The organism is Pseudomonas sp. NFXW11, from assembly GCF_049887815.1.
Taxonomy (GTDB): domain Bacteria; phylum Pseudomonadota; class Gammaproteobacteria; order Pseudomonadales; family Pseudomonadaceae; genus Aquipseudomonas.
The window spans coordinates 20,319-40,216 of the sequence record NZ_JAGEKI010000008.1; the positions used below are offsets into that span (position 1 = coordinate 20,319).

The 19,898-nt window shown below is 62.1% G+C and carries 17 protein-coding genes, 3 tRNA genes and 1 riboswitch; of the genes, 1 reads left to right on the plus strand and 19 read right to left on the minus strand.

Annotation, left to right across the window (positions count from 1 at the left end; translation table 11 throughout):
• Nucleotides 1-247: 247 nt before the first annotated feature.
• The 7 genes from J4P02_RS13980 to ltaE all read right to left on the minus strand — a co-directional run bounded on the left by J4P02_RS13980 (nt 248) and on the right by ltaE (nt 6,224).
• Nucleotides 248-324, minus strand: a tRNA-Arg gene (locus J4P02_RS13980).
• A 72-nt stretch (nt 325-396) separates the two neighbouring features.
• Nucleotides 397-473, minus strand: a tRNA-Arg gene (locus J4P02_RS13985).
• Nucleotides 474-580: 107 nt separating this feature from the next.
• Nucleotides 581-671 (minus strand) — tRNA-Ser (locus J4P02_RS13990).
• A gap of 62 nt (nt 672-733) precedes the next feature.
• Nucleotides 734-922, minus strand: a complete 189-nt coding sequence (gene csrA / locus J4P02_RS13995) for a carbon storage regulator CsrA (protein WP_002554426.1) — start codon at nt 920-922, stop codon at nt 734-736.
• 187 nt (nt 923-1,109) lie between these two features.
• Nucleotides 1,110-2,351, minus strand: a complete 1,242-nt coding sequence (locus J4P02_RS14000) for an aspartate kinase (RefSeq protein ID WP_426191148.1) — start codon at nt 2,349-2,351, stop codon at nt 1,110-1,112.
• Nucleotides 2,352-2,448: 97 nt separating this feature from the next.
• Nucleotides 2,449-5,073, minus strand: a complete 2,625-nt coding sequence (gene alaS, locus J4P02_RS14005) for an alanine--tRNA ligase (RefSeq protein WP_426191150.1) — start codon at nt 5,071-5,073, stop codon at nt 2,449-2,451.
• Nucleotides 5,074-5,219: 146 nt separating this feature from the next.
• Complete coding sequence (ltaE, locus tag J4P02_RS14010) at nt 5,220-6,224, minus strand: low-specificity L-threonine aldolase (protein WP_426191152.1); 1,005 nt, start codon at nt 6,222-6,224, stop codon at nt 5,220-5,222.
• A 222-nt stretch (nt 6,225-6,446) separates the two neighbouring features.
• Nucleotides 6,447-6,617, plus strand: a riboswitch (FMN riboswitch).
• A 121-nt stretch (nt 6,618-6,738) separates the two neighbouring features.
• Between ltaE and J4P02_RS14015 the strand changes: the two genes are divergently transcribed.
• On the plus strand, nt 6,739-7,248 hold the full coding sequence (locus tag J4P02_RS14015; RefSeq protein ID WP_426191154.1) for a 6,7-dimethyl-8-ribityllumazine synthase: 510 nt from the start codon (nt 6,739-6,741) through the stop codon (nt 7,246-7,248).
• A 70-nt stretch (nt 7,249-7,318) separates the two neighbouring features.
• Here the strand turns inward: J4P02_RS14015 and astE are convergent, their stop codons facing one another.
• The 12 genes from astE to J4P02_RS14075 form a co-directional block, all read right to left on the minus strand.
• Complete coding sequence (astE, locus tag J4P02_RS14020; RefSeq protein WP_426191156.1) at nt 7,319-8,329, minus strand: succinylglutamate desuccinylase; 1,011 nt, start codon at nt 8,327-8,329, stop codon at nt 7,319-7,321.
• 12 nt (nt 8,330-8,341) lie between these two features.
• Nucleotides 8,342-8,629 carry a hypothetical protein gene (locus tag J4P02_RS14025; RefSeq protein ID WP_011062766.1) on the minus strand — a complete coding sequence of 96 codons (288 nt, stop codon included), beginning with the start codon at nt 8,627-8,629 and terminating at the stop codon, nt 8,342-8,344.
• Nucleotides 8,630-8,686: 57 nt separating this feature from the next.
• Nucleotides 8,687-10,033: an N-succinylarginine dihydrolase gene (gene astB, locus J4P02_RS14030; protein WP_426191158.1), complete on the minus strand. Its 1,347-nt coding sequence runs from the start codon at nt 10,031-10,033 to the stop codon at nt 8,687-8,689.
• A 135-nt stretch (nt 10,034-10,168) separates the two neighbouring features.
• Nucleotides 10,169-11,638, minus strand: coding sequence for a succinylglutamate-semialdehyde dehydrogenase (astD, locus tag J4P02_RS14035; RefSeq protein WP_426191640.1), 1,470 nt, complete (start codon nt 11,636-11,638; stop codon nt 10,169-10,171).
• Nucleotides 11,635-12,660 carry an arginine N-succinyltransferase gene (astA, locus tag J4P02_RS14040; RefSeq protein WP_426191160.1) on the minus strand — a complete coding sequence of 342 codons (1,026 nt, stop codon included), beginning with the start codon at nt 12,658-12,660 and terminating at the stop codon, nt 11,635-11,637. Before astA ends, astD begins: the two co-directional genes overlap by 4 nt.
• A gap of 85 nt (nt 12,661-12,745) precedes the next feature.
• On the minus strand, nt 12,746-13,765 hold the full coding sequence (gene aruF, locus J4P02_RS14045; RefSeq protein ID WP_426191162.1) for an arginine/ornithine succinyltransferase subunit alpha: 1,020 nt from the start codon (nt 13,763-13,765) through the stop codon (nt 12,746-12,748).
• A gap of 133 nt (nt 13,766-13,898) precedes the next feature.
• Nucleotides 13,899-15,119: an aspartate aminotransferase family protein gene (locus J4P02_RS14050; protein WP_426191164.1), complete on the minus strand. Its 1,221-nt coding sequence runs from the start codon at nt 15,117-15,119 to the stop codon at nt 13,899-13,901.
• Between the two features lie 359 nt (nt 15,120-15,478).
• Nucleotides 15,479-16,459: a transcriptional regulator ArgR gene (argR, locus tag J4P02_RS14055; RefSeq protein ID WP_426191166.1), complete on the minus strand. Its 981-nt coding sequence runs from the start codon at nt 16,457-16,459 to the stop codon at nt 15,479-15,481.
• A 112-nt stretch (nt 16,460-16,571) separates the two neighbouring features.
• A complete protein-coding gene (locus tag J4P02_RS14060; RefSeq protein WP_068579404.1) occupies nt 16,572-17,336 on the minus strand; it encodes an ABC transporter ATP-binding protein in 765 nt (254 codons plus the stop codon).
• 23 nt (nt 17,337-17,359) lie between these two features.
• On the minus strand, nt 17,360-18,472 hold the full coding sequence (locus tag J4P02_RS14065; protein WP_426191168.1) for a succinylglutamate desuccinylase/aspartoacylase family protein: 1,113 nt from the start codon (nt 18,470-18,472) through the stop codon (nt 17,360-17,362).
• Between the two features lies 1 nt (nt 18,473).
• Nucleotides 18,474-19,172 carry an ABC transporter permease gene (locus J4P02_RS14070; protein ID WP_426191170.1) on the minus strand — a complete coding sequence of 233 codons (699 nt, stop codon included), beginning with the start codon at nt 19,170-19,172 and terminating at the stop codon, nt 18,474-18,476.
• On the minus strand, nt 19,169-19,858 hold the full coding sequence (locus J4P02_RS14075) for an ABC transporter permease (protein ID WP_426191173.1): 690 nt from the start codon (nt 19,856-19,858) through the stop codon (nt 19,169-19,171). Before J4P02_RS14075 ends, J4P02_RS14070 begins: the two co-directional genes overlap by 4 nt.
• Nucleotides 19,859-19,898 lie beyond the last annotated feature (40 nt).

Here is a 19,898-nt window from a genome sequence, read left to right on the forward strand (position 1 = left end):
AAACGTTAAAAAATCGCGGCAAGAACAAGCGCTTGCGGCACAAACCTGAGCAGCGTCCGAATCTATAAAACTGCGACGCCTTGGCAGAAAAGGAAAACACAGGCCGCAAGAAAAAAGCTGGCGACAGACAGCACGTTCGACTGCCAACAGCCAGAGCCGTTCCAGTCGGACGCACAAGAAGAGAGACCAGTAGATAAACCGCAGAAAGCAAAAAGCCCGCATCTTTCGATGCGGGCTTCCTGTTGTATGGTGCACTCGACAGGATTCGAACCTGTGACCGCTCGGTTCGTAGCCGAGTACTCTATCCAGCTGAGCTACGAGTGCAAGTTGTGTTTTTAGACCAGACCACAACTGGTTGAAGCCAAGTTAACTACATCGCTGTAACTAACTCTTAAATGGTGCACTCGACAGGATTCGAACCTGTGACCGCTCGGTTCGTAGCCGAGTACTCTATCCAGCTGAGCTACGAGTGCATTTGTTGCCGCGCATTATAGGCCGTTAAATCTTCTTGTCAAGCACTTTTTCTAGTAATTTCAACAACTTACAGAAGAAGCCAGATTACAACGTACTAAGCAAATAATGGCGGAGAACGGGGGATTCGAACCCCCGACACCCTTTTGAGGTGTACTCCCTTAGCAGGGGAGCGCCTTCGGCCACTCGGCCAGCTCTCCGCAACACGGGGCGTATATTAACCACCTTTCTCCCCGTTTGCAAACAAAAAAAACGAGAAAAATTAATGGCTTGGTTCTTCGTCCTTCTCTTTCTTAATCCGCAGGTAAATTTCCTCACGGTGAACCGCCACTTCTTTGGGGGCGTTGACACCAATACGCACTTGATTACCTTTGACGCCGAGCACGGTCACAGTGATCTCGCCATCACCAATGATCAGGCTTTCTGCACACCGACGAGTCAGAATCAGCATACCTATCTCCTCACGCATTACATTTCAGGGACTACAGTCTGCAAAAAAAAGGGTGCGGGACTACAACCGGGTCGGCTGCAGTCCTACACGCCTTAGTATTGACTAGCACGGGCAAAAGAACAGTTTTCTCCCGCGCCGATCAAAAACGCAAAGGGCGCGGTCAGACCGCGCCCCTTTTAGCCACGCATCACTCGCCCTGTCGGGCCGGAGCGTCAAGCTCGAAAGCGGTGTGCAGTGCACGTACCGCCAATTCCAGGTACTTCTCTTCGATCACCACCGAAACCTTGATTTCGGAAGTGGAGATCATCTGGATATTGATGCTTTCCTTGGCCAGGGCTTCGAACATGCGGCTGGCCACGCCCGCGTGGGAGCGCATGCCGACACCCACGATGGACACCTTGGCAATATCGGTATCACCGACCACTTCACGGGCGCCGATTTCACGTGCGGTGTTTTCCAGCACGGTCTGGGCGGAAACATAGTCGTTGCGGTGCACGGTGAAGGTGAAGTCGGTGGTGTTATCGTGCGCAACGTTCTGCACGATCATGTCGACTTCAATGTTCGCCGCGCTGATCGGGCCGAGAATCTTGAAGGCCACGCCAGGGTTGTCTGGCACGCCACGGATAGTCAGCTTGGCTTCATCGCGATTGAAGGCGATGCCGGAAATGATCGGCTGTTCCATGGATTCCTCTTCATCAATAGTAATGAGGGTGCCCGGACCCTCCTGAAAGCTGTGCAATACGCGCAGCGGAACGTTGTACTTGCCCGCAAACTCGACCGCCCGGATCTGCAGCACCTTGGAACCGAGGCTGGCCATTTCCAGCATCTCTTCGAAGGTGATCTTGTCCAGGCGCTGAGCCTTGGGCACCACCCGTGGATCGGTGGTGTAGACGCCATCCACATCGGTATAGATCTGGCACTCATCGGCCTTCAGGGCCGCCGCCAGCGCCACACCGGTGGTGTCGGAACCGCCACGCCCCAGGGTGGTGATGTTGCCGTGCTCGTCAACGCCCTGGAAACCTGCAACCACAACCACACGACCGGCCTTCAGATCGCCACGAATCTTCTGATCATCAATCTGCAGGATTCGCGCTTTATTGTGAGCGCTATCGGTCAGGATTCGCACCTGGTTACCGGTGTAGGAAACCGCCGGAATACCGCGCTTGATCAACGCCATGGCCAGCAGGGCGATGGTCACCTGCTCACCGGTGGAGACAATCACATCCAGCTCACGGGGAACCGGCTTGTCGTCGCCACTGATCTGCTTGGCCAGATCGATCAGGCGGTTGGTTTCGCCACTCATCGCCGACAGCACAATCACCAGGTCATCGCCGGCTTCGCGGAACTTCTTCACCTTGTCGGCAACCTGCTCGATCCGCTCGACAGAGCCGACCGAAGTGCCTCCAAATTTCTGTACGATCAAAGCCATTTTCTAAGCCGCCTCAGCCCGTAAAGGGGCGCCCGTTAATCAATCAAACTGCACAGCGCAAGGCCCCGTCACTAGACGACGGGGCCGGCTCGGCGCCTTAAATGCCCTGCTCGACAAATGGCACGGTCAGGGCCAGCGCGGCATCCAGCGCAGCGGCATCAACACCGCCGCCCTGGGCCATGTCTGGACGACCACCGCCCTTCCCGCCCACCGCCGCAGCGGCTTGCTTCATCAAATCACCGGCTTTGAGTTGGCCAGTCAGGTCCTTGGTCACACCTGCAACCAGTACGACCTTTTCCTCATGGACACTGCCGAGCAGGATCACTGCGCGGCCGAGTTTGTTCTTCAACTGATCCACCAGCGCCAGCAGCGCCTTGCCATCCTGGCCATCGAGACGTGCAGCCAGCACTTTCACGCCCTTGATGTCTGCCGCCTGAGCGGACAGATCGTCGCCGGCCGCGCTGGCCGCCTTGGCCTGCAACTGCTCGAGCTGCTTCTCCAGCAGACGATTGCGTTCCAGCACCGCCGACAGCTTGTCGATCAGGTTGTCACGGCTGCCCTTGACCAGGGTCGCCGCTTCCTTGAGTTGCTCTTCCGCAGCGTTCAGGTACGCCAGGGCCGCAGCACCGGTGACCGCTTCGATACGCCGCACACCGGAAGCCACACCGCCTTCACTGGTGATTTTCAGCAGGCCGATATCACCGGTGCGATTGGCGTGGATACCACCGCACAGCTCCACCGAGAAATCGCCGCCCATGCTCAGCACGCGCACGCTGTCGCCGTACTTCTCGCCGAACAGCGCCATGGCGCCCTTCTTCTTGGCAGTGTCGATGTCGGTTTCTTCGGTTTCCACCGCCGTATTCTTGCGAATCTCGGCGTTGACTATGTCTTCCAGGGCCTTGATCTGCTCAGGCTTGATCGCTTCGAAGTGGCTGAAGTCGAAGCGCAGGCGCTGGCTGTCCACCAACGAGCCCTTCTGCTGTACGTGGTCACCCAGCACCTGGCGCAATGCGGCGTGCAGCAAGTGGGTGGCCGAGTGGTTCAGCGAGGTGGCATGACGCACCTCGGCGGCTACCTGGGCTTGCACCTCGGCGCCCACCATCAGGTTGCCCTGGGCCAGTACGCCGTGATGCAGGAAAGCCCCGCCGGTCTTGGTGGTATCCCGCACATCAAAGCGGCCGTTGGCGGTCTGCAGATAACCGCAGTCGCCGACCTGGCCACCAGATTCGGCATAGAACGGCGTCTGGTCGAGAACCACTACGCCTTCTTCGCCTTCATTCAGAACGTCGACCGACTGCCCTTCTTTATAGAGGGCGACCACTTTCGCCGAACCGCTGGTGGCCTGATAGCCGGTGAACTCAGTGGCCACGTCGACCTTGACCAGGCTGTTGTAGTCCATGCCGAAGGAACTGGCGGAACGGGCACGCACGCGCTGGGCTTCCATCTCGCGCTCGAAACCTTCCTCGTCCAGGGTCAGGCTGCGTTCACGGGCGATATCACCGGTCAGGTCCATCGGGAAACCGTAGGTGTCGTACAGCTTGAACACCACATCACCCGGTACCACCGAGCCCTTGAGCTCGGCCAGGTCCTGCTCGAGGATCTTCAAGCCCTGCTCCAGGGTCTTGGCGAACTGTTCTTCCTCGGCCTTCAACACGCGCTCGATATGCGCCTGCTGGGATTTCAGCTCAGGGAAGGCTTCGCCCATCTCGGCCACCAGGGCCGCGACAATCTGGTAGAAGAAGCTGCCCTTGGCGCCCAGCTTGTTGCCGTGACGGCAAGCGCGGCGAATGATCCGGCGCAGCACGTAGCCACGACCTTCGTTGGACGGCAGCACGCCGTCGGCAATCAGGAAGCCGCAGGAACGGATATGGTCGGCCACCACTTTCAGCGACGCCTGGGCATCGTTGGTGCAACCAATGGCCTTGGCCGCCGCGTCCAGCAGGCTCTGGAACAGGTCGATCTCGTAGTTCGAGTGCACGTGCTGCAGCACCGCGCTGATCCGCTCCAGGCCCATGCCGGTATCCACCGACGGCGCCGGCAGCGGATGCAGCACGCCGTCGGCGGTGCGGTTGAACTGCATGAACACGTTGTTCCAGATCTCGATGTAGCGGTCGCCATCCTCTTCCGGCGAGCCGGGTGGGCCGCCCCAGATATCGGCGCCGTGATCGTAGAAAATCTCGGTGCAAGGACCGCACGGGCCGGTATCGCCCATGGTCCAGAAGTTGTCGGAGGCGTAAGGCGCGCCCTTGTTGTCGCCGATGCGCACCATGCGCTCGGCCGGTACGCCGACTTCCTTGGTCCAGATGTCATAGGCCTCGTCATCGCTGGCGTAGACCGTGACCCAGAGCTTTTCCTTCGGCAGGTTCAGCCACTTGTCGGAGGTCAGGAAGGTCCAGGCGAAGGTGATGGCGTCACGCTTGAAATAGTCGCCGAAACTGAAGTTGCCCAGCATTTCGAAGAAGGTGTGGTGACGAGCGGTGTAACCGACGTTTTCCAGGTCGTTGTGCTTGCCGCCGGCGCGGACGCACTTCTGGCTGCTGACAGCGCGGGTATAGGCGCGCTTTTCCTGGCCCAGGAAGCAGTCCTTGAACTGGTTCATCCCCGCGTTGGTGAACAGCAGGGTGGGGTCGTTGCCTGGGATCAAGGAGCTGGAGGCTACACGGGTGTGGCCCTGCTCTTCGAAGAAGCGGAGGAAGGCTTCACGGATTTCTGCGCTTTTCATTAGGTTCTTCCACGGAGACTGCGGCCAAAGGCCTGTGCGCAACGTCAACAGACGAAACGACGGCAAAGGGCCGCATTATATCGGCGTTAATCACTTGGTACAGCGTGTTTCTACGATACAAACAGTCAATTGGACGGAGAACACTGTCAGTTACGGGAAAACTCGGCAAAAGCTGCCACCACTGGCTCGATTTGCCCCGCATTGACGTCCAGATGGGTCACCAGGCGCAGCCTGGGCGCGGCACTGAGGAGAATCCCCCGCTCGCCGGCAAACGCCTTGAGCGCCGCGGCCCTTTCGCCCACCTGCACATAGAGCATGTTGGTCTGTACCGGCTCGACGCTGTAACCCACCCCGCGCAAGCCCTCTGCCAGCAACTGCGCATGGGCATGGTCCTCTGCCAGGCGCTGTACCTGGTGCTCCAGGGCATACAGCCCCGCCGCCGCCAAACCGCCGGCCTGACGCATGCCACCGCCGAGCATCTTGCGCAGGCGCCGCGCCTTGCCGATCAGCGCCGCAGAACCGCACAGCACCGACCCCACCGGCGCCCCGAGCCCCTTGGACAGGCACACCGACACCGAATCGAAATGCTCGGTGATCACCCGGGCATCCACCCCCAGCTTCACCGCCGCGTTATACAAACGCGCGCCGTCCAGGTGCAGGGCCAAACCGTGCTCACGAGTGAAGGCCCGGGCCTGGGCCAGGTAGGACAGCGGCAAGACCTTGCCCTGCATGGTGTTTTCCAGGGCCAGCAGGCGGGTGCGGGCGAAATGGAAATCATCGGGCTTGATGGCCTGGGCAACCTGCTCCAGGTCCAGCGAACCATCGGCCTGGACCTCCAGCGGCTGCGGCTGGATCGAACCCAGCACCGCCGCGCCGCCGCCCTCATATTTATAGGTGTGGGCCTGCTGCCCGACTATGTATTCATCGCCACGCTCGCAATGGGCCATCAGCGCCAGCAGGTTGCTCATGGTGCCGGAGGGCACGAACAAGGCCGCGGCGAATCCCAGCCGTTGCGCCAGTTCGGCCTCCAAGCGATTGACCGTGGGATCCTCGCCATACACATCATCGCCGGTACGGGCACCGGCCATGGCCACGAGCATGCCCGGGGTCGGCTGGGTCACGGTGTCACTACGAAGATCGATCACGCTCATCACATCTGGCCTCGGCTACGGAGGACGGCTGAAGCCGCCCTGAAACTGGGGAAAATCCCTTTCGGAAGGAGTTTCTAAAGTCGTGCTCCTTTTTTATCAAGCCACAACTGTAGAAAAGCCTGAGCTTGACCGAGAACAATCCGATGAGAATTATCCAAAAGACGCAATGCTTCACTCGCCTATCTGTGATAAAAATCCACCGCCCGCAGCCAATCTGCGGGCAATCGTTCTCAGGGCGGGGTGTAATTCCCCACCGGCGGTAATTGCGCGCAATGCGCATAGCCCGCGAGCGCTTGGCGATATCGGTGGCGTGGCCACGGGTGCCGGCAAGGTCAGCAGACCCGGTGTGATTCCGGGGCCGACGGTCATAGTCCGGATGAAGAGAGAACGGGATTGATACCAAAGGGCCGTTGCCGGGCAGCGCGTGGGTGTTCCACGTCCGCTCTGTGCGCACCCTTGAATCCCATTCGATTCATGCATGCCCTGTTTTTCATACAAACAGGAGTCAGAACAGATGCAACCCACCGCAATCGATAGCAAAGGCAAACACCACCCCAACGAGCGCGTCGCGTTTATCCAGGCCTGCTGGCACAAGGAAATCGTCGATCAGAGCCGTCAGGGTTTCGTCACTGAAATGCTCGCCCAGGGCTACCAGGAAAGCGATATCGACTTCTTCGAAGTCGGCGGCGCCTTCGAAATCCCGCTGCACGCCAAGCTGCTGGCCAAGACGGGTCGCTACAGCGGCATAGTCGCGGCCGGCCTGGTGGTGGACGGCGGCATCTACCGCCATGAGTTCGTCGCCCAGTCGGTGATCAGCGGCCTGATGCAAGTGCAGTTGGAAACCGAAGTGCCGGTGTTCTCCGTGGTGCTTACCCCCCATCACTTCCATGCAGGCCAGGAACACCAGAAGTTCTTCTTCGAGCACTTCGTGCACAAGGGCCAGGAGGCGGCACAGACCTGCGCCGACACCCTGCAAAAGACCCGCGCCCTGCGCCGTAACGAGCAGCGCGCGGTTGCAGTGTAAGCCTTAAGGCATCGCCGGCCAGCCGGCTTCTACACAGGGTTGTAGAAGCCGGCTTGGCAACGAATACCCTTCAGACCAGGCCGTCGGCCGTGGTCGGCACAATCAGGATTCCCGCCCGCAGGCCATTCTTCACCTTGGGATTGGGGAAGATGATGCGCGCGCCCTGCTCCTCGATCACCCAGCGGGTCTGGGCGATATCCTCGGCCAGCAGGTAGCCCACCTCAAGCTCGGAAAAGTTCTCGATATCCGCCGGCAGATGCAGCTGGAAGCTGTCGCTGTGCTTGATGACTTCCCGGGCCACGCTGAACAGCTTCAGACCGTCGAGGCTGTCCTGCTCCGGCGCCGGCTCGGTGCCTTGGATAATGTGCTTGAGACGAGTTTCCAGAGGTTCGACATTAACCCCCTGGTTCTGCCCGAACGGCCGGGCCTTGCCCAGTTCCAGGGTGAAGGATTCGGCCCCCAGCTGATCGTAGGTGTAGGCACTGAAGACGATGGACGACTTGTTCTGCAACAGCACCGCCTCGATGCCGGCCGCCCGCAGGCGCGCCAGTTCGCGCCGCGAATGCTGGCGCCCATCCTGCCAGGGGTAGAGCGCGAACTGCTCGATCTTCGAACCGCGGATCGCCGTATGCAGGTCATAGTGCAGGCGTTCACGCCCCGGCAGGCTGAAAAAGCTCGCCGCCAGACGTTCCAGCTCGCAGGCGCGCAGGGCTTCGGTGCCACTGCTCGATTCATGCCGGCCATTGAACAGCCGGTTGACGTCCTGGTCGACGAAACGCTCGCCGCGGCGCATGGCCTCGGGGTTGCCGAACAGGAACAGAATGCGTGCGCGGGGCTTCAAGTCGCCCCGGGCAATTTCGTGCAACAGGCGGTCGAGCAGCTCGATGGGAGCCGTCTCGTTGCCGTGGATGCCGGCCGACAACAGCAAGTCCAGGCCGTTGTCGCGGCCCTCGGGCGGGCGCACTTCCAGGGCGCCCTCGCTGAGCCAGCGCATGCGCACGCCGTCGACAGTCAGTTGAGTCTTCTCTGCCGGTTCGCGGCCGGCGAGGGTCAGTTCAAGCAGTTTGCCGAGGGCGAGCATAAAGCGGCTTCCTTAATGAGCGTGACCGCAATCCGGGCCATGTACGTGATCATCGTCACCAGCGTCGGCCGGTTCCATTTCCAATTGCAGGCTGACCAGGTTGGTCGCCAGCGGGCGCAGCAGCAGGCTGGCGTATTCCGCATCGCCCTCCTCCACGTCCACGCCGATCAGCAGTTGGCCACGGCCATCCTGTTGAATCCACACTTCCTTGCCCTGCCACAGCACGGCGAATCGGGTGCAGGAGGTTTCCAGTTGAGTGCCATCGGTGTCTTCAAGGATCAGTTGCAGGGTATCGCTCATGGATTCAGCTCTCATCTGGGGGAAAGCGGCGCGCCCGGGTCGACCGGGCGCGGGCCTTCAATTGATCTGGAATGGATAAACCGCGCCCAGTTTAAGGATCTGCGTCAGTTCATCCAGTGCCGTCCGGCATTCCAGCAACAGTTGCGGGTCTGCCAGATCGCTCTCGCTGAGGCGATCGCGGTAGTGCTTGCCCACCCATTGGGTCAGGCTCTCGTACAGCGGCGCGGTCATGATAACCCCAGGGTTGACTGCCGCCAGCTCGGTTTCGTTGAGCGCTACGCGCAGGCGCAGGCAAGCCGGGCCACCGCCGTTCTGCATGCTCTGCTTGAGATCGAAAACCTTGACCTCGCGAATCCGCCCGCCGGAGCTGGTCAGGCCTTGCAGGTACTGCCAGACCCGCGCATTGCTGCGGCACTCTTCCGGCACGATCAGCAGCATCGAGCCGTCATCGCGGGACAGCAGCTGGCTGTTGAACAGATAGGAACGCACCGCGTCGTCCACCGTCACCGCGGAGCGCGGCACGCAGATCGCCTGGAAGTTGCCGCCGCGCTTGGCCAGCTTGGCTTGCAGTTCGGCGAGCATCTTCTCGGTCTCGAGGAAAGCATCCTCGTGATAGAACAGCACCTCGCCGTTGCCCACGGCGATCACGTCGTTATGGAACACGCCCTGGTCGATCACCGCCGGATTCTGCTGGGCATAGACCACTCCCTCCTCGCTCAGGCCATGCAGTCGAGCCACGGCCTGGGAGGCTTCCAGGGTCTGGCGCGCCGGGTATTTCTGCGGTGCCGGGTAGCGGTTGTCGAAGGCACTGCGGCCGAACACGAAGAACTCGACCCCAGCCTCACCGTAATCACGGCAGAAGCGCGTGTGGTTGGCCGCGCCCTCGTCGCCGAACTGCGCCACTGCCGGCAACGCGGCGTGATGGGCGAAGTGCTGTTGATCGGCGAACATCGCCCCCAGCACGCGGCTGGTGGTCGGGTGCTCGATGCTGCGATGGTACTTGCAGTTGAGGTTGGCTGCGGTGAAATGCACGCGACCGTCCGCGGTGTCGGCGCTCGGGCTCACGGTGCCGGCGTTGGCCACCCACATGCTCGATGCCGAGCAGCTGGCCACCAGCAACGGCATGGCCTGCTTGGCGGCTTGCTGGATGACTTGCGCGTCGGTCCCAGCAAAACCCAGGTTACGCAGCGCAGCCACATCCGGGCGCTCCTGCGGGGCCAGCACGCCCTGCTGGAAACCCATCTCCATCAGCGCCTTCATTTTCGCCAGGCCTTGCAGCGCCGCTTCCTTGGGGTTGGAGCCTTGCTGGCTGTTGCTCTGGGAGGCGACGTTGCCGTAGGACAAACCGCCGTAGTTATGGGTCGGCCCCACTAGACCGTCGAAATTGACTTCATAGGATTTCATCAGCGAGGCTCCACGAATCTGTTTGTTATAGGCATCGGTATCTACACAGGGCGAGTGCGCTGCGCTCGTTCGCCGGCAAGCCGGCTCCTACACAGAGCTGTAGGAGCCGGCTTGCCGGCGAAAAGGCCACGCCAATCAGGACAGGCGCACGCCCGGGGTCAGGGCACTGGGCAACACCAGGCTCGGGGTTTCCAGCGAGGCTACCGGATACGCGCAGTAGTCCGCCGCGTAATAGGCACTGGCCCGATGGTTACCCGAGGCGCCCACGCCACCGAATGGCGCGCTGCTGGCAGCACCGGTGAGCTGCTTGTTCCAGTTGACGATACCGGCACGGCTTTCCAGCCAGAACTGCTGGTAGCGCTGTTCGGAATCCGACAGCAAACCGGCCGCCAGGCCGTATTGAGTGTTGTTGGCCTCGGCGATGGCGCCCGCGAAATCAGCGTAGCGGATCACTTGCAGCAGCGGCCCGAACAGCTCCTCGTCCGGGCGCTCGGCCACGGCAGTCACATCCAGGATGCCCGGGGTCAACAAGGCCGCCTGGGCCTGGGGCTGGGTCATTGCCAGCAAGGCCACGGCGCCCTTGGCCAGCAACTGCTGCTGGGCATCCATCAGGGCGCGCGCGGCGCCCAGGGAAATCACCGAGCCCATGAACGGCGCCGGCTGCTGGTCAAAGGCACCGACATCGAGGGTCGCGCTAACCGCCACCAGGCGCGCCAGCAAGGCATCGCCCCAGGCGCCTTGCGGCACCAGCAAGCGACGGGCACAGGTGCAGCGCTGGCCGGCGGAGATAAAGGCCGACTGGATGATGGTGTACACCGCGGCGTCCAGATCGGCCACCTGATCCACCACCAGCGGGTTGTTGCCGCCCATCTCCAGGGCCAGGATCTTGTCCGGGCGCCCGGCGAACTGCTGGTGCAGATGATTGCCGGTGCGGCTCGAACCGGTGAAGAACAGGCCATCGATGCCCGGATTGGCGGCCAGGGCGATACCGGTTTCCCGCGCGCCCTGCAGCAGGTTCAGCACACCGGCCGGTAGGCCAGCCTCGATCCAGCACTGCAGGGTCAGCTCGGCGACTTTCGGGGTCAGCTCGCTGGGCTTGAACAGCACGCTGTTACCCGCCAACAACGCCGGCACAATGTGGCCGTTAGGCAGGTGGCCGGGGAAGTTGTAAGGACCGAACACCGCCACCACACCGTGGGGTTTGTGACGCAGCACGGCGGTGGCGTCGCCCAGTGGGCCGCTCTTCTCGCCGGTGCGTTCGCGATAGCTCTGCACCGAGATGGCGATCTTGTTGACCATGCTGGTGACTTCGGTGGCGGCTTCCCACAGCGGCTTGCCAGTTTCCTCGCCAATGCAGCGGGCCAGTTCGTCGGCACGATTCTTCAGGCTGGCAGCGAAGGCTTCGAGCACGCTGATGCGCTCTTCCAGAGTGCGCTTGGCCCAGGCCGGAAACGCCTGGCGCGCCGCCTGCACCGCGCTGTCCACTTGTGCCGCGGTGGCACCCTTGCCGGACCAGATCACCGCCTGGGTCACCGGATTGACCGAGTTGAAGGCTTCGCCCTGGCCTGCCAGCCACTGGCCGGCAATGTACAGCGTGCTCATTATTTCGACTCCCGAGAAGCAGACAGCGGAACCGCGCGCACCTGGTCGCCGGCGTTGAGTTGCAAGCGCTTGGCGGTCAGTGGATCGACCACCAGGGTGCCCGCGGCCAAGCGCGCGTGAGCCGCGGTGATACGGCAGTCCTCGCGCTTGCGGTTGTGGATCAGGAACGGCGTGGCGTCGTCGCCCGGGGTGCCAATGGCCAGCACCAGCGCCTGGCTGTCGCGCACCGCGCGGATCTTGCTGGTTTCGCACTCCACCGCAGGGCCGGCGTCGAAGATGTCGACATAGCCCTGGTAGCTGAAACCCTCGCTCTTGAGCATGGCCAGGGCCGGCTCGGTGTCGGTGTGCACCTTGGCGATAACCTCGCGCGCGTCCTCGGACAGGAAGCAGGTATAGAGCGGGAACTTGGGCATCAGCTCGGCGATAAAGGCCTTGTTGCCAACCCCGGTCAGGTAGTCGGCCTGGCTGAATTCCATCTTGAAGAAGTGCCGGCCCAGGCTTTCCCAGAACGGCGAGCGGCCGTTCTCATCGGACATGCCGCGCATCTCGGCAATGATCTTGTTACCGAACAATTGCGGGAACTCGGCGATAAACAGCATCCGCGCCTTGGCCAGCATGCGGCCGTTGAGGCCGGTGCGGTAATCGGCATGCAGGAACAGCGAGCACAGCTCGGAGTTGCCGGTCAGGTCGTTGGCCAGGAACAGCGTGGGAATCTCGCGGTAGATATTCAGCTCCTGGGAGGCGCTGACCGTCAGGCCGACCCGGAAGTTGTACCAGGGCTCACGCAGGCCGACAGCACCGGCGATGGCGGAAATCCCCACCACCCGGCCGTTGTCGTCTTCGAGCACGAACAGGTAATCGGCATCGCCGCGCTCGGCTTCACCGCGGAAGGTCTTTTCCGCCCAGCCCACCCTGTGGGTCAGGCGCTCTTCGTTGGCCGGCAAGGTGGTGAGGCCGGTGCCGGTGCTGCGGGCCAGGTCGATCAGCGCGGGTAAATCGCTGCTGCGTACGGGACGAACGATCATGCTATCTCCTCAAACGCAGGCCGCTTGTGGCCTGCGCGAAACTCGCGGCTTTGCAGACAGGCTTTCCAGATCGTGAAAGCCGGGGTTAAACCGCCACCAGGCGCACACTGGCGCCTTCGCCGACGCCCAGGGCCTCGGCGGCTTGCAGATCCAGGGTCACCGGCTTGCCCGGGGCGTAATCCAGCTCCAGCAGCACCGCGCGGTAATCCTGCAGTTGGCCGTTGGACACCAGGTACTGGCGGGCACCGCCTTTCAGCGCTTCGCCGATCTTCACCGGCACCACACGGCTCTGGGCAATCGAGCGAATCCCCGAAACCCGGGCGTGCAGGGTCGGGCCGCCGTCGAAGATATCGATGTAGTGATCGGTCTCGAAGCCTTCGCGCATCAGGATGTCGAAGGTGATCTGCGCCCGTGGGTGCACCTGGCCCATGGCTTCCTGGGCGGCGTCCGGCAACAGCGGCACGTAGATCGGGTAATGGGGCATCAGCTCGGCGAGGAAGGTCCGGCTTTTCAGGCCGCACAGGCGTTCGGCCTCGGCATAGTTGAGGTCGAAGAAATTGCGGCCGATGGCGTCCCAGAACGGCGAGTCGCCGTGCTCGTCGCTGTAGCCGACAATCTCGGTCACCACCGAATCAGCAAAGCGCTCCGGATGGCTGGCCACGAACAGCAAGCGGCCCCGGGAGTTGAGCTCCGACCAGGAACTGCCCACCAGCTCCGGCACCACGTAGAAGCTGGTCAGCAGGCTATTGCCGGTCAGGTCGTGGCACTGGGACAGGACGTGGATCTTGTTGTGGATCTTCAGCTCGCGGGAAGCGTGCACGAAGGTCTCGTTGCGAAAGCTGTAGAACGGCTCGGAATAACCGGCCGAAGCGACGATCGCCGAGCAGCCCACCAGCTTGCCGCTGGTGCTGTCCTCGAGGACGAAGAAATAGCTCTCTTCACCGTTGAAGCTCACTTCGGCGGCAAACGAGGCCTCGCTCGCGGCAATCTTGTCGCGCAGGCGATCCAGGTCATCCGGCAAGGAGGTGACACCAATCGGGCTGTCTGCAGCCAGACGCTGTACCTCGCCCAGATCAGCCATTTGCGCGGGGCGCATCACCAACATGGTGTCACTCCTTACTCTCAAAACAGGTCGGAAAACGTCCGACTCAGGGAAAAAAATGCCGGGATAGCCCGGCACAGGAATTAGCCTCGACACCGACCGCAATGGCCGGTGCCGAGAAGTACCACCGCCTGAATCAGGCTTGAGTCAATTTCGCTACGGCGCGCTCGAAGCGGTCCAGGCCGGCGTCGATATCGGCATCCTCGACCACCAGGCTCGGGGCGAAACGCACCACGTCCGGACCGGCTTGCAGAATCATCAGGCCTTCTTTCTCGGCCGCGTTGAACACGTCCTTGGCCTTGCCCTTCCAGGCTTCGCTGAGCACGCAGCCGAGCAGCAGGCCCAGGCCGCGAATTTCAGTGAACAGGCCGTATTTCTCGCCGATCTGCAGCAGGCGGGTCTTGAAGCGATCGTGCTTGGCCTTGACGCCGTTCAGCAATTCTGGGGTGTTGATCACATCGATCACCGCCCCGGCCACTGCGCAAGCCAGCGGGTTGCCGCCATAGGTGGTGCCGTGAGTGCCGACCACCAGGTGCTTGGCCAGCGCTTCGGTGGTCAGCATCGCAGCGATCGGGAAACCGCCACCCAGGCTCTTGGCGCTGGTGAGGATGTCCGGCGTCACACCGTAGTACTGGTAGGCGAACAGCTCGCCGGTACGGCCCATGCCGGTCTGCACTTCGTCGAACACCAGCAGCGCGTTGTGCTGGTCGCACAGTTCACGGGCGCCTTGCAGGTAGGCCAGCTCGGCCGGCAGTACCCCGCCTTCGCCCTGAATCGGTTCCAGCACCACGGCGCAGGTCTTGTCGGAAATCGCCGCCTTGAGCGCTGCCAGATCGTTGAACGGCACATGGGTGATGCCGGTGATTTTCGGCCCGAAGCCGTCGGAGTACTTCGACTGGCCGCCGACGTTAACGGTGAACAGGGTACGGCCGTGGAAGCTGTTCAGCGCGGCGATGATTTCATACTTCTCGGCACCGAAACGATCGTGAGCCACGCGACGGGCCAGCTTGAAGGCAGCCTCGTTGGCTTCTGCACCGGAGTTACAGAAGAACGCGCGCTCGGCGAAAGTGGCGTCGATCAGCTTGTGGGCCAGGCGCAGGGCCGGCTCGTTGGTGAACACGTTGGACACATGCCACAGCTTGCCCGCCTGCTCGGTCAGCGCACCGACCAGCGCCGGATGAGCATGACCCAGCACATTGACCGCGATGCCGCCGGCGAAGTCGATCAGCTCCCGACCCGACTGATCCCATACTCGGGACCCCGCGCCACGCACAGGAATGAAAGCCGCAGGCGCGTAGTTGGGAACCATCACCTGGTCGAAATCGGCGCGTTGCACCGGAGCTTGCTCAACGGACATCGGAGTCTCCTGAAGAGGAACACCCGCCTGGAACTGGCGAGCGATGGAGGGATTGTAAGGACAGTTTTTCGCCCGGCCTTGTCGCCAAGCGACAACTTCTTATAGCGCCAACCCCGGTTTTACGCGGGTTTATGGCAATGCGACAAATAGCGTCGCAAAGGCGCAGTTTAAACTGCGCAAGGCTCTAGCGGCAGATTTGCCGGGAATTTGCCCAGGCTAATTATCCAGGTCGCCATGTGTCGACCTGGCGCTATTACGCAAGCGCCAAGCGCATGACCACAAGGGGCGCCGAATAGGACTTTGCAGGCAAAACGGGCGGCCAGTGCGATTCGCTGGCAAGCCGGCGCCTACAGGAGGGGTCAGCCGCGTTCGGCGGGCACCGGGGAGAGTTCGAAGGGGCTGCTGCTACGCCGCTGATTGCGGTCTTCGCGAGGGGTGGCGCCAAAGAAATTGCGATAGGCGCTGGAGAAGTGCGGGCCCGAAGAGAAACCACAGGACAGGCCGATCTGGATGATCGACTTGCTGGTCTGCATCAGCATCTGCCGAGCCTTGTTCAGGCGCAGCTCCAGGTAATACTGGCTGGGCACCCGGTTCAGGTACTGCTTGAAGATCCGCTCCAACTGCCGACGCGACACACAGACATGCTGGGCGATCTCGTCGGTGGTCAGCGGCTCCTCGATATTGGCCTCCATCAGCAATACCGCCTGGGTCAGCTTCGGATGGCTGGAGCCCAGACGATTCTGCAACGGAATGCGCTGGCGCTCGCCACCTTCGCGGATGCGCTCCACCACCAGCTCCTCGGACACCGCGCCGGCCAGCTCGGCACCGTGATCCCGCGCCAGCACCGCCAGCAGCAGGTCGAGCACCGACATACCGCCGCACGCGGTCAGCCGATCACGGTCCCAGTCGAACAGATGACTGGTGGCGATCACCTTGGGGAAGCGCTCGGCGAAATCATCCTGCCAGCGCCAGTGCACCGCCGCCCGATAACCGTCGAGCAAACCCAGCTGGGCCAAGGGATAAACCCCGGCCGACAGACCGCCAATCACACAACCGGCACGCACCAGCTGCTTGAGGGCACTGCTGAGCCCCGAGCTCATCGGCGCTGGCGGCTCATCCGCCAGCAGGAACAGCTTCTGACAACCTTCCAACTTGCCGGCCCAGGGCTCCCCCGGCAGTTGCCAGGCACCTTCCGCCGGCGCTTCGGCCTGGAGGAAAGCCAGCTCGTAGACCACTTCCGGATGCACCCGCTGGGCAACACGCAAGGCCTCCTCGGCCAGCGCCAGCGTCAAGGCTTTAGTGCTGGGCCAAATCAGGAAACCAATTCGATGGGCAGTCATGGCGGGCAATCCGAAACGAAAACTAAGGGAGAAGCCAAGGGCGGCAGCACCAAGTTAGACCATCTGGCGCGCGGTGCGCAGCATGACCTAATTTGGTGCATAACGGCAGCTATTACTTGAGGCTGCCCGAGAGGAATTGTTGCAAACGTTCAGATTGCGGGTTCACCAGCACTTCCCGCGGGTTGCCACTCTCTTCCACCAGGCCCTTGTGCAGGAACACCAGCTGGTTGGACACCTCGCGGGCAAAGCCCATCTCGTGAGTCACCACCACCATGGTCCGCCCTTCCTGAGCCAGGGACTGCATGACCTTCAGCACATCGCCCACCAGCTCCGGATCGAGGGCCGAGGTCGGCTCGTCGAACAGCATGACTTCCGGCTCCATGGCCAAGGCCCGGGCAATCGCCACGCGCTGTTGCTCGCCACCGGACATGTGCCCCGGGTAGGCATCCTTGCGATGCGCCACGCCCACCTTGGCCAGGTAGTGCTCGGCCTTCTCCCGGGCCTCGGCCTTGGACACGCCCAGCACATGCACCGGCGCTTCCATGATGTTTTCAATCGCGGTCATGTGCGACCACAGGTTGAAATGCTGGAACACCATCGACAGCCGCGAGCGCATGCGCTGCAACTGCTTGGGGTCGGCGGCCTTGAGCGCGCCGTCCTTGTTGGCCACCAGCTTCAGCTCTTCGTTGTTGAGCAGGATCTTGCCGGCGTGGGGCTGCTCCAGCAGGTTGATGCAACGCAGGAAGGTACTCTTGCCCGAGCCACTGGAGCCGATGATGCTGATCACATCGCCAGCTGCGGCCTTCAGGGACACGCCCTTGAGCACTTCGTGACTGCCATAGCGCTTATGCAGGTCTTGGACTTCAAGTTTGTACATGCGGTCGGTTCTCACAAAAACAGTCAGTCGTTGAGCAAGCGCCCGTGACGCAGCGCTTCGCGCCCCGCCACCTTGGCCAGCCAGAAACCGGGTTGGGCATAACGCAGCCGCTCAACGGCGAACAGCACGCCGCTGGTGCCAGCACACACTGTGCTGACCCGATCGGATAGGGGATCAATCACTTCAAAAACCGGCTCGCCCTCTTCCACCCAGCTACCGGCCGGACGCAGAAAGCTCACCACGCCGGGATGCGGCGCAAACAGCAATTCGGTGCCTTCAAAAGGCATGGCTTCGCAGGCTTCACGCTTAGGCGCAGGCCACTGCCCGGCAATCAGCCCCTGCTCGGCGAGAAACGCCAGAATGCCTTCGGCATGGGCCTCGGCCTCGGGTCGTCCGGTATCAGCCTGACCACCTAACTCAAGGGTGGTCGCCAAGCATGCCAGGGGAATCTGCGCCTCGGGGAACTGCCGCGACAGGCGCAACCAAGGCAAGGAACAGGCTTCGTCGAACGAACTGCCACCAGAATCTTCCGCCAGCAATCCCACCTTCATATCCAGGTGCGCCGCCAGGGAACGCCACTGTGGCCAGTGCTGGGGCAAGGCGTACATATGCAGCGCCGCCTCGGCATCGCAATGCAGGTCCAGCACCACATCGGCATTGCAGGCATGAGCGAGCAGCAAGCGCTGCAGCCCCTGCAACTGACTGGCAGCCGGTGGCAGCTCGGCCAACACCTCGGCCATGGCCTGACGGATCAGGCGCACATTGGCGTGCGGATCATCCCCCAGGCGCCCTTCCAGGCGCTGCGCCACAGGCGCGCTGAGCTCGACGAAATCGCGGTTGAAATTCTTCCCGCTGCCCGCCTCGAAACGCCCCTGGTGATTGCCTTGCAGCAACTGCCCCAGACCCAGCGGATTGGCCACCGGCACCAGCTCGATAACGCCAGTGAGCGCACCCGCCGCTTCCAGCTCGAGCAGGCGCTTCTTCAGCTCCCAGGCGGTGCGCATGCCCGGCAACTCGTCGGCATGCAGGCTGGCCTGGATATAGGCCTTGCGCTCGCCACTGCCGAAACGCAATACCGAGAGGCTGCGCTCGCTGCCCAGGTGATTCCAGGGCAATGGATGATCGATACGCTGCATATCAGTGCTTCCGCGGCGCCAGGTAGCGCAGCCAGCGGCCTTCGGCCAGCTTGAACAGGCGCACCAGGATAAAGGTCAGGCACAGGTAGAACAGGCCGGCGGTGATGTAGGCCTCGAACGGCAGGTAGTACTGCGCATTGACCGTGCGCGCCGCGCCAGTGATGTCGATCAGGGTGACGATGGAGGCCAGGCTGGTGGTCTGCAGCATCATGATCACTTCGTTGCTGTACTGCGGCAGCGCCCGGCGCAGGGCCGACGGCAGGAGAATCCGGCAGTACATCTTATAGCGCGACATGCCCATGGCCTTGGCCGCCTCGATCTCGCCATTGGGCGTGGCTTTGAGGCTGCCGGCGATGATTTCCGCGGTGTAGGCGCTGGTGTTGATGGCAAAGGCCAGGCAGGCGCAGAAGGTTGCGCTGGACAGCCAGGGCCAGAGGAAACTCTCGCGCACTGCTTCGAACTGGGCCAGGCCGTAGTAGATCAGGAACAGCTGCACCAGCATCGGCGTGCCGCGAATCACATAGGTGTAGAGCCAGGCGCTCATATTCACCAGCGGCTGCTTGGAAACCCGCATCAAGCCCAGGGGCAGAGCCACCAGCAAGCCGAAGAACAGCGACAGCGCCAGCAGCTTCAGGGTGGTGAACAGGCCGCTGACATACAGCGGCAAGGCGTCATAGATGACGTTGTAGTCGAAGATCATAGATCAGCCGCCCTTACGCCTACCGAGTAGCGCTTCTCAAGGTGACGCAGTGCCAGCAGCGAGACACTGGTGATCACCAGGTACATGGCCGCCACTGCGAGGAAGAAGGTGAAAGGCTCACGGGTGGCATCCGCCGCCTGCTTGGCCTTGAACATCATGTCTTGCAGGCCCACCACGGAAATCAGCGCAGTGGCCTTGGTCAGCACCAGCCAGTTGTTGGTGAAGCCAGGAATCGCCAGGCGAATCATCTGCGGCACCAGCACCCGGAAGAACACCTGGAAGCTGTTCATGCCATAAGCCATGCCCGCTTCCGCCTGCCCCTTGGGAATGGCCATAAAGGCGCCACGGAAGGTTTCCGACAGATAGGCACCGAAGATGAAACCCAGGGTGCCGATACCGGCAGCCAGCGGATTGAGATCGATGTAGTCGTCGTAGCCCAGCAGCGGCGCCACCCGATTGAGCAGATCCTGGCCGCCGTAGAAAATCAGCAGGATCAGCACCAGGTCGGGAATGCCACGGATCACCGTGGAATACAGGTCGCCCAGCCAGGCCAGCCAGCGCACCGGCGAGAGGCGCAGCGCAACCCCGATCAGACCCAGAACAATGGCCAGGGCCATGGACGACAAGGCGAGCTGAAGCGTCAGCCAAGCGCCATCGAGGATGACAGCCCCGTAGCCTTTCAACATGATTCAGGTCCTCGAAAATTGAGATGAAAAAATGGCGCAA

Excerpts from the sequence above, each read along its gene's own strand:
- astE (WP_426191156.1), bottom strand. The coding sequence starts at position 8,329 with ATGCTCGCCCTCGGCAAACTGCTTGAACTGACCCTCGCCGGCCGCGAA.
- alaS (WP_426191150.1), bottom strand. The coding sequence starts at position 5,073 with ATGAAAAGCGCAGAAATCCGTGAAGCCTTCCTCCGCTTCTTCGAAGAG.
- J4P02_RS14070 (WP_426191170.1), bottom strand. The coding sequence starts at position 19,172 with ATGATCTTCGACTACAACGTCATCTATGACGCCTTGCCGCTGTATGTC.
- J4P02_RS14060 (WP_068579404.1), bottom strand. The coding sequence starts at position 17,336 with ATGTACAAACTTGAAGTCCAAGACCTGCATAAGCGCTATGGCAGTCAC.
- J4P02_RS14000 (WP_426191148.1), bottom strand. The coding sequence starts at position 2,351 with ATGGCTTTGATCGTACAGAAATTTGGAGGCACTTCGGTCGGCTCTGTC.
- aruF (WP_426191162.1), bottom strand. The coding sequence starts at position 13,765 with ATGTTGGTGATGCGCCCCGCGCAAATGGCTGATCTGGGCGAGGTACAG.
- argR (WP_426191166.1), bottom strand. The coding sequence starts at position 16,459 with ATGACTGCCCATCGAATTGGTTTCCTGATTTGGCCCAGCACTAAAGCC.
- J4P02_RS14075 (WP_426191173.1), bottom strand. The coding sequence starts at position 19,858 with ATGTTGAAAGGCTACGGGGCTGTCATCCTCGATGGCGCTTGGCTGACG.
- J4P02_RS14050 (WP_426191164.1), bottom strand. The coding sequence starts at position 15,119 with ATGTCCGTTGAGCAAGCTCCGGTGCAACGCGCCGATTTCGACCAGGTG.
- astB (WP_426191158.1), bottom strand. The coding sequence starts at position 10,033 with ATGAAATCCTATGAAGTCAATTTCGACGGTCTAGTGGGGCCGACCCAT.
- ltaE (WP_426191152.1), bottom strand. The coding sequence starts at position 6,224 with ATGAGCGTGATCGATCTTCGTAGTGACACCGTGACCCAGCCGACCCCG.
- J4P02_RS14015 (WP_426191154.1), top strand. The coding sequence starts at position 6,739 with ATGCAACCCACCGCAATCGATAGCAAAGGCAAACACCACCCCAACGAG.
- J4P02_RS14065 (WP_426191168.1), bottom strand. The coding sequence starts at position 18,472 with ATGCAGCGTATCGATCATCCATTGCCCTGGAATCACCTGGGCAGCGAG.
- J4P02_RS14025 (WP_011062766.1), bottom strand. The coding sequence starts at position 8,629 with ATGAGCGATACCCTGCAACTGATCCTTGAAGACACCGATGGCACTCAA.
- csrA (WP_002554426.1), bottom strand. The coding sequence starts at position 922 with ATGCTGATTCTGACTCGTCGGTGTGCAGAAAGCCTGATCATTGGTGAT.
- astA (WP_426191160.1), bottom strand. The coding sequence starts at position 12,660 with ATGATCGTTCGTCCCGTACGCAGCAGCGATTTACCCGCGCTGATCGAC.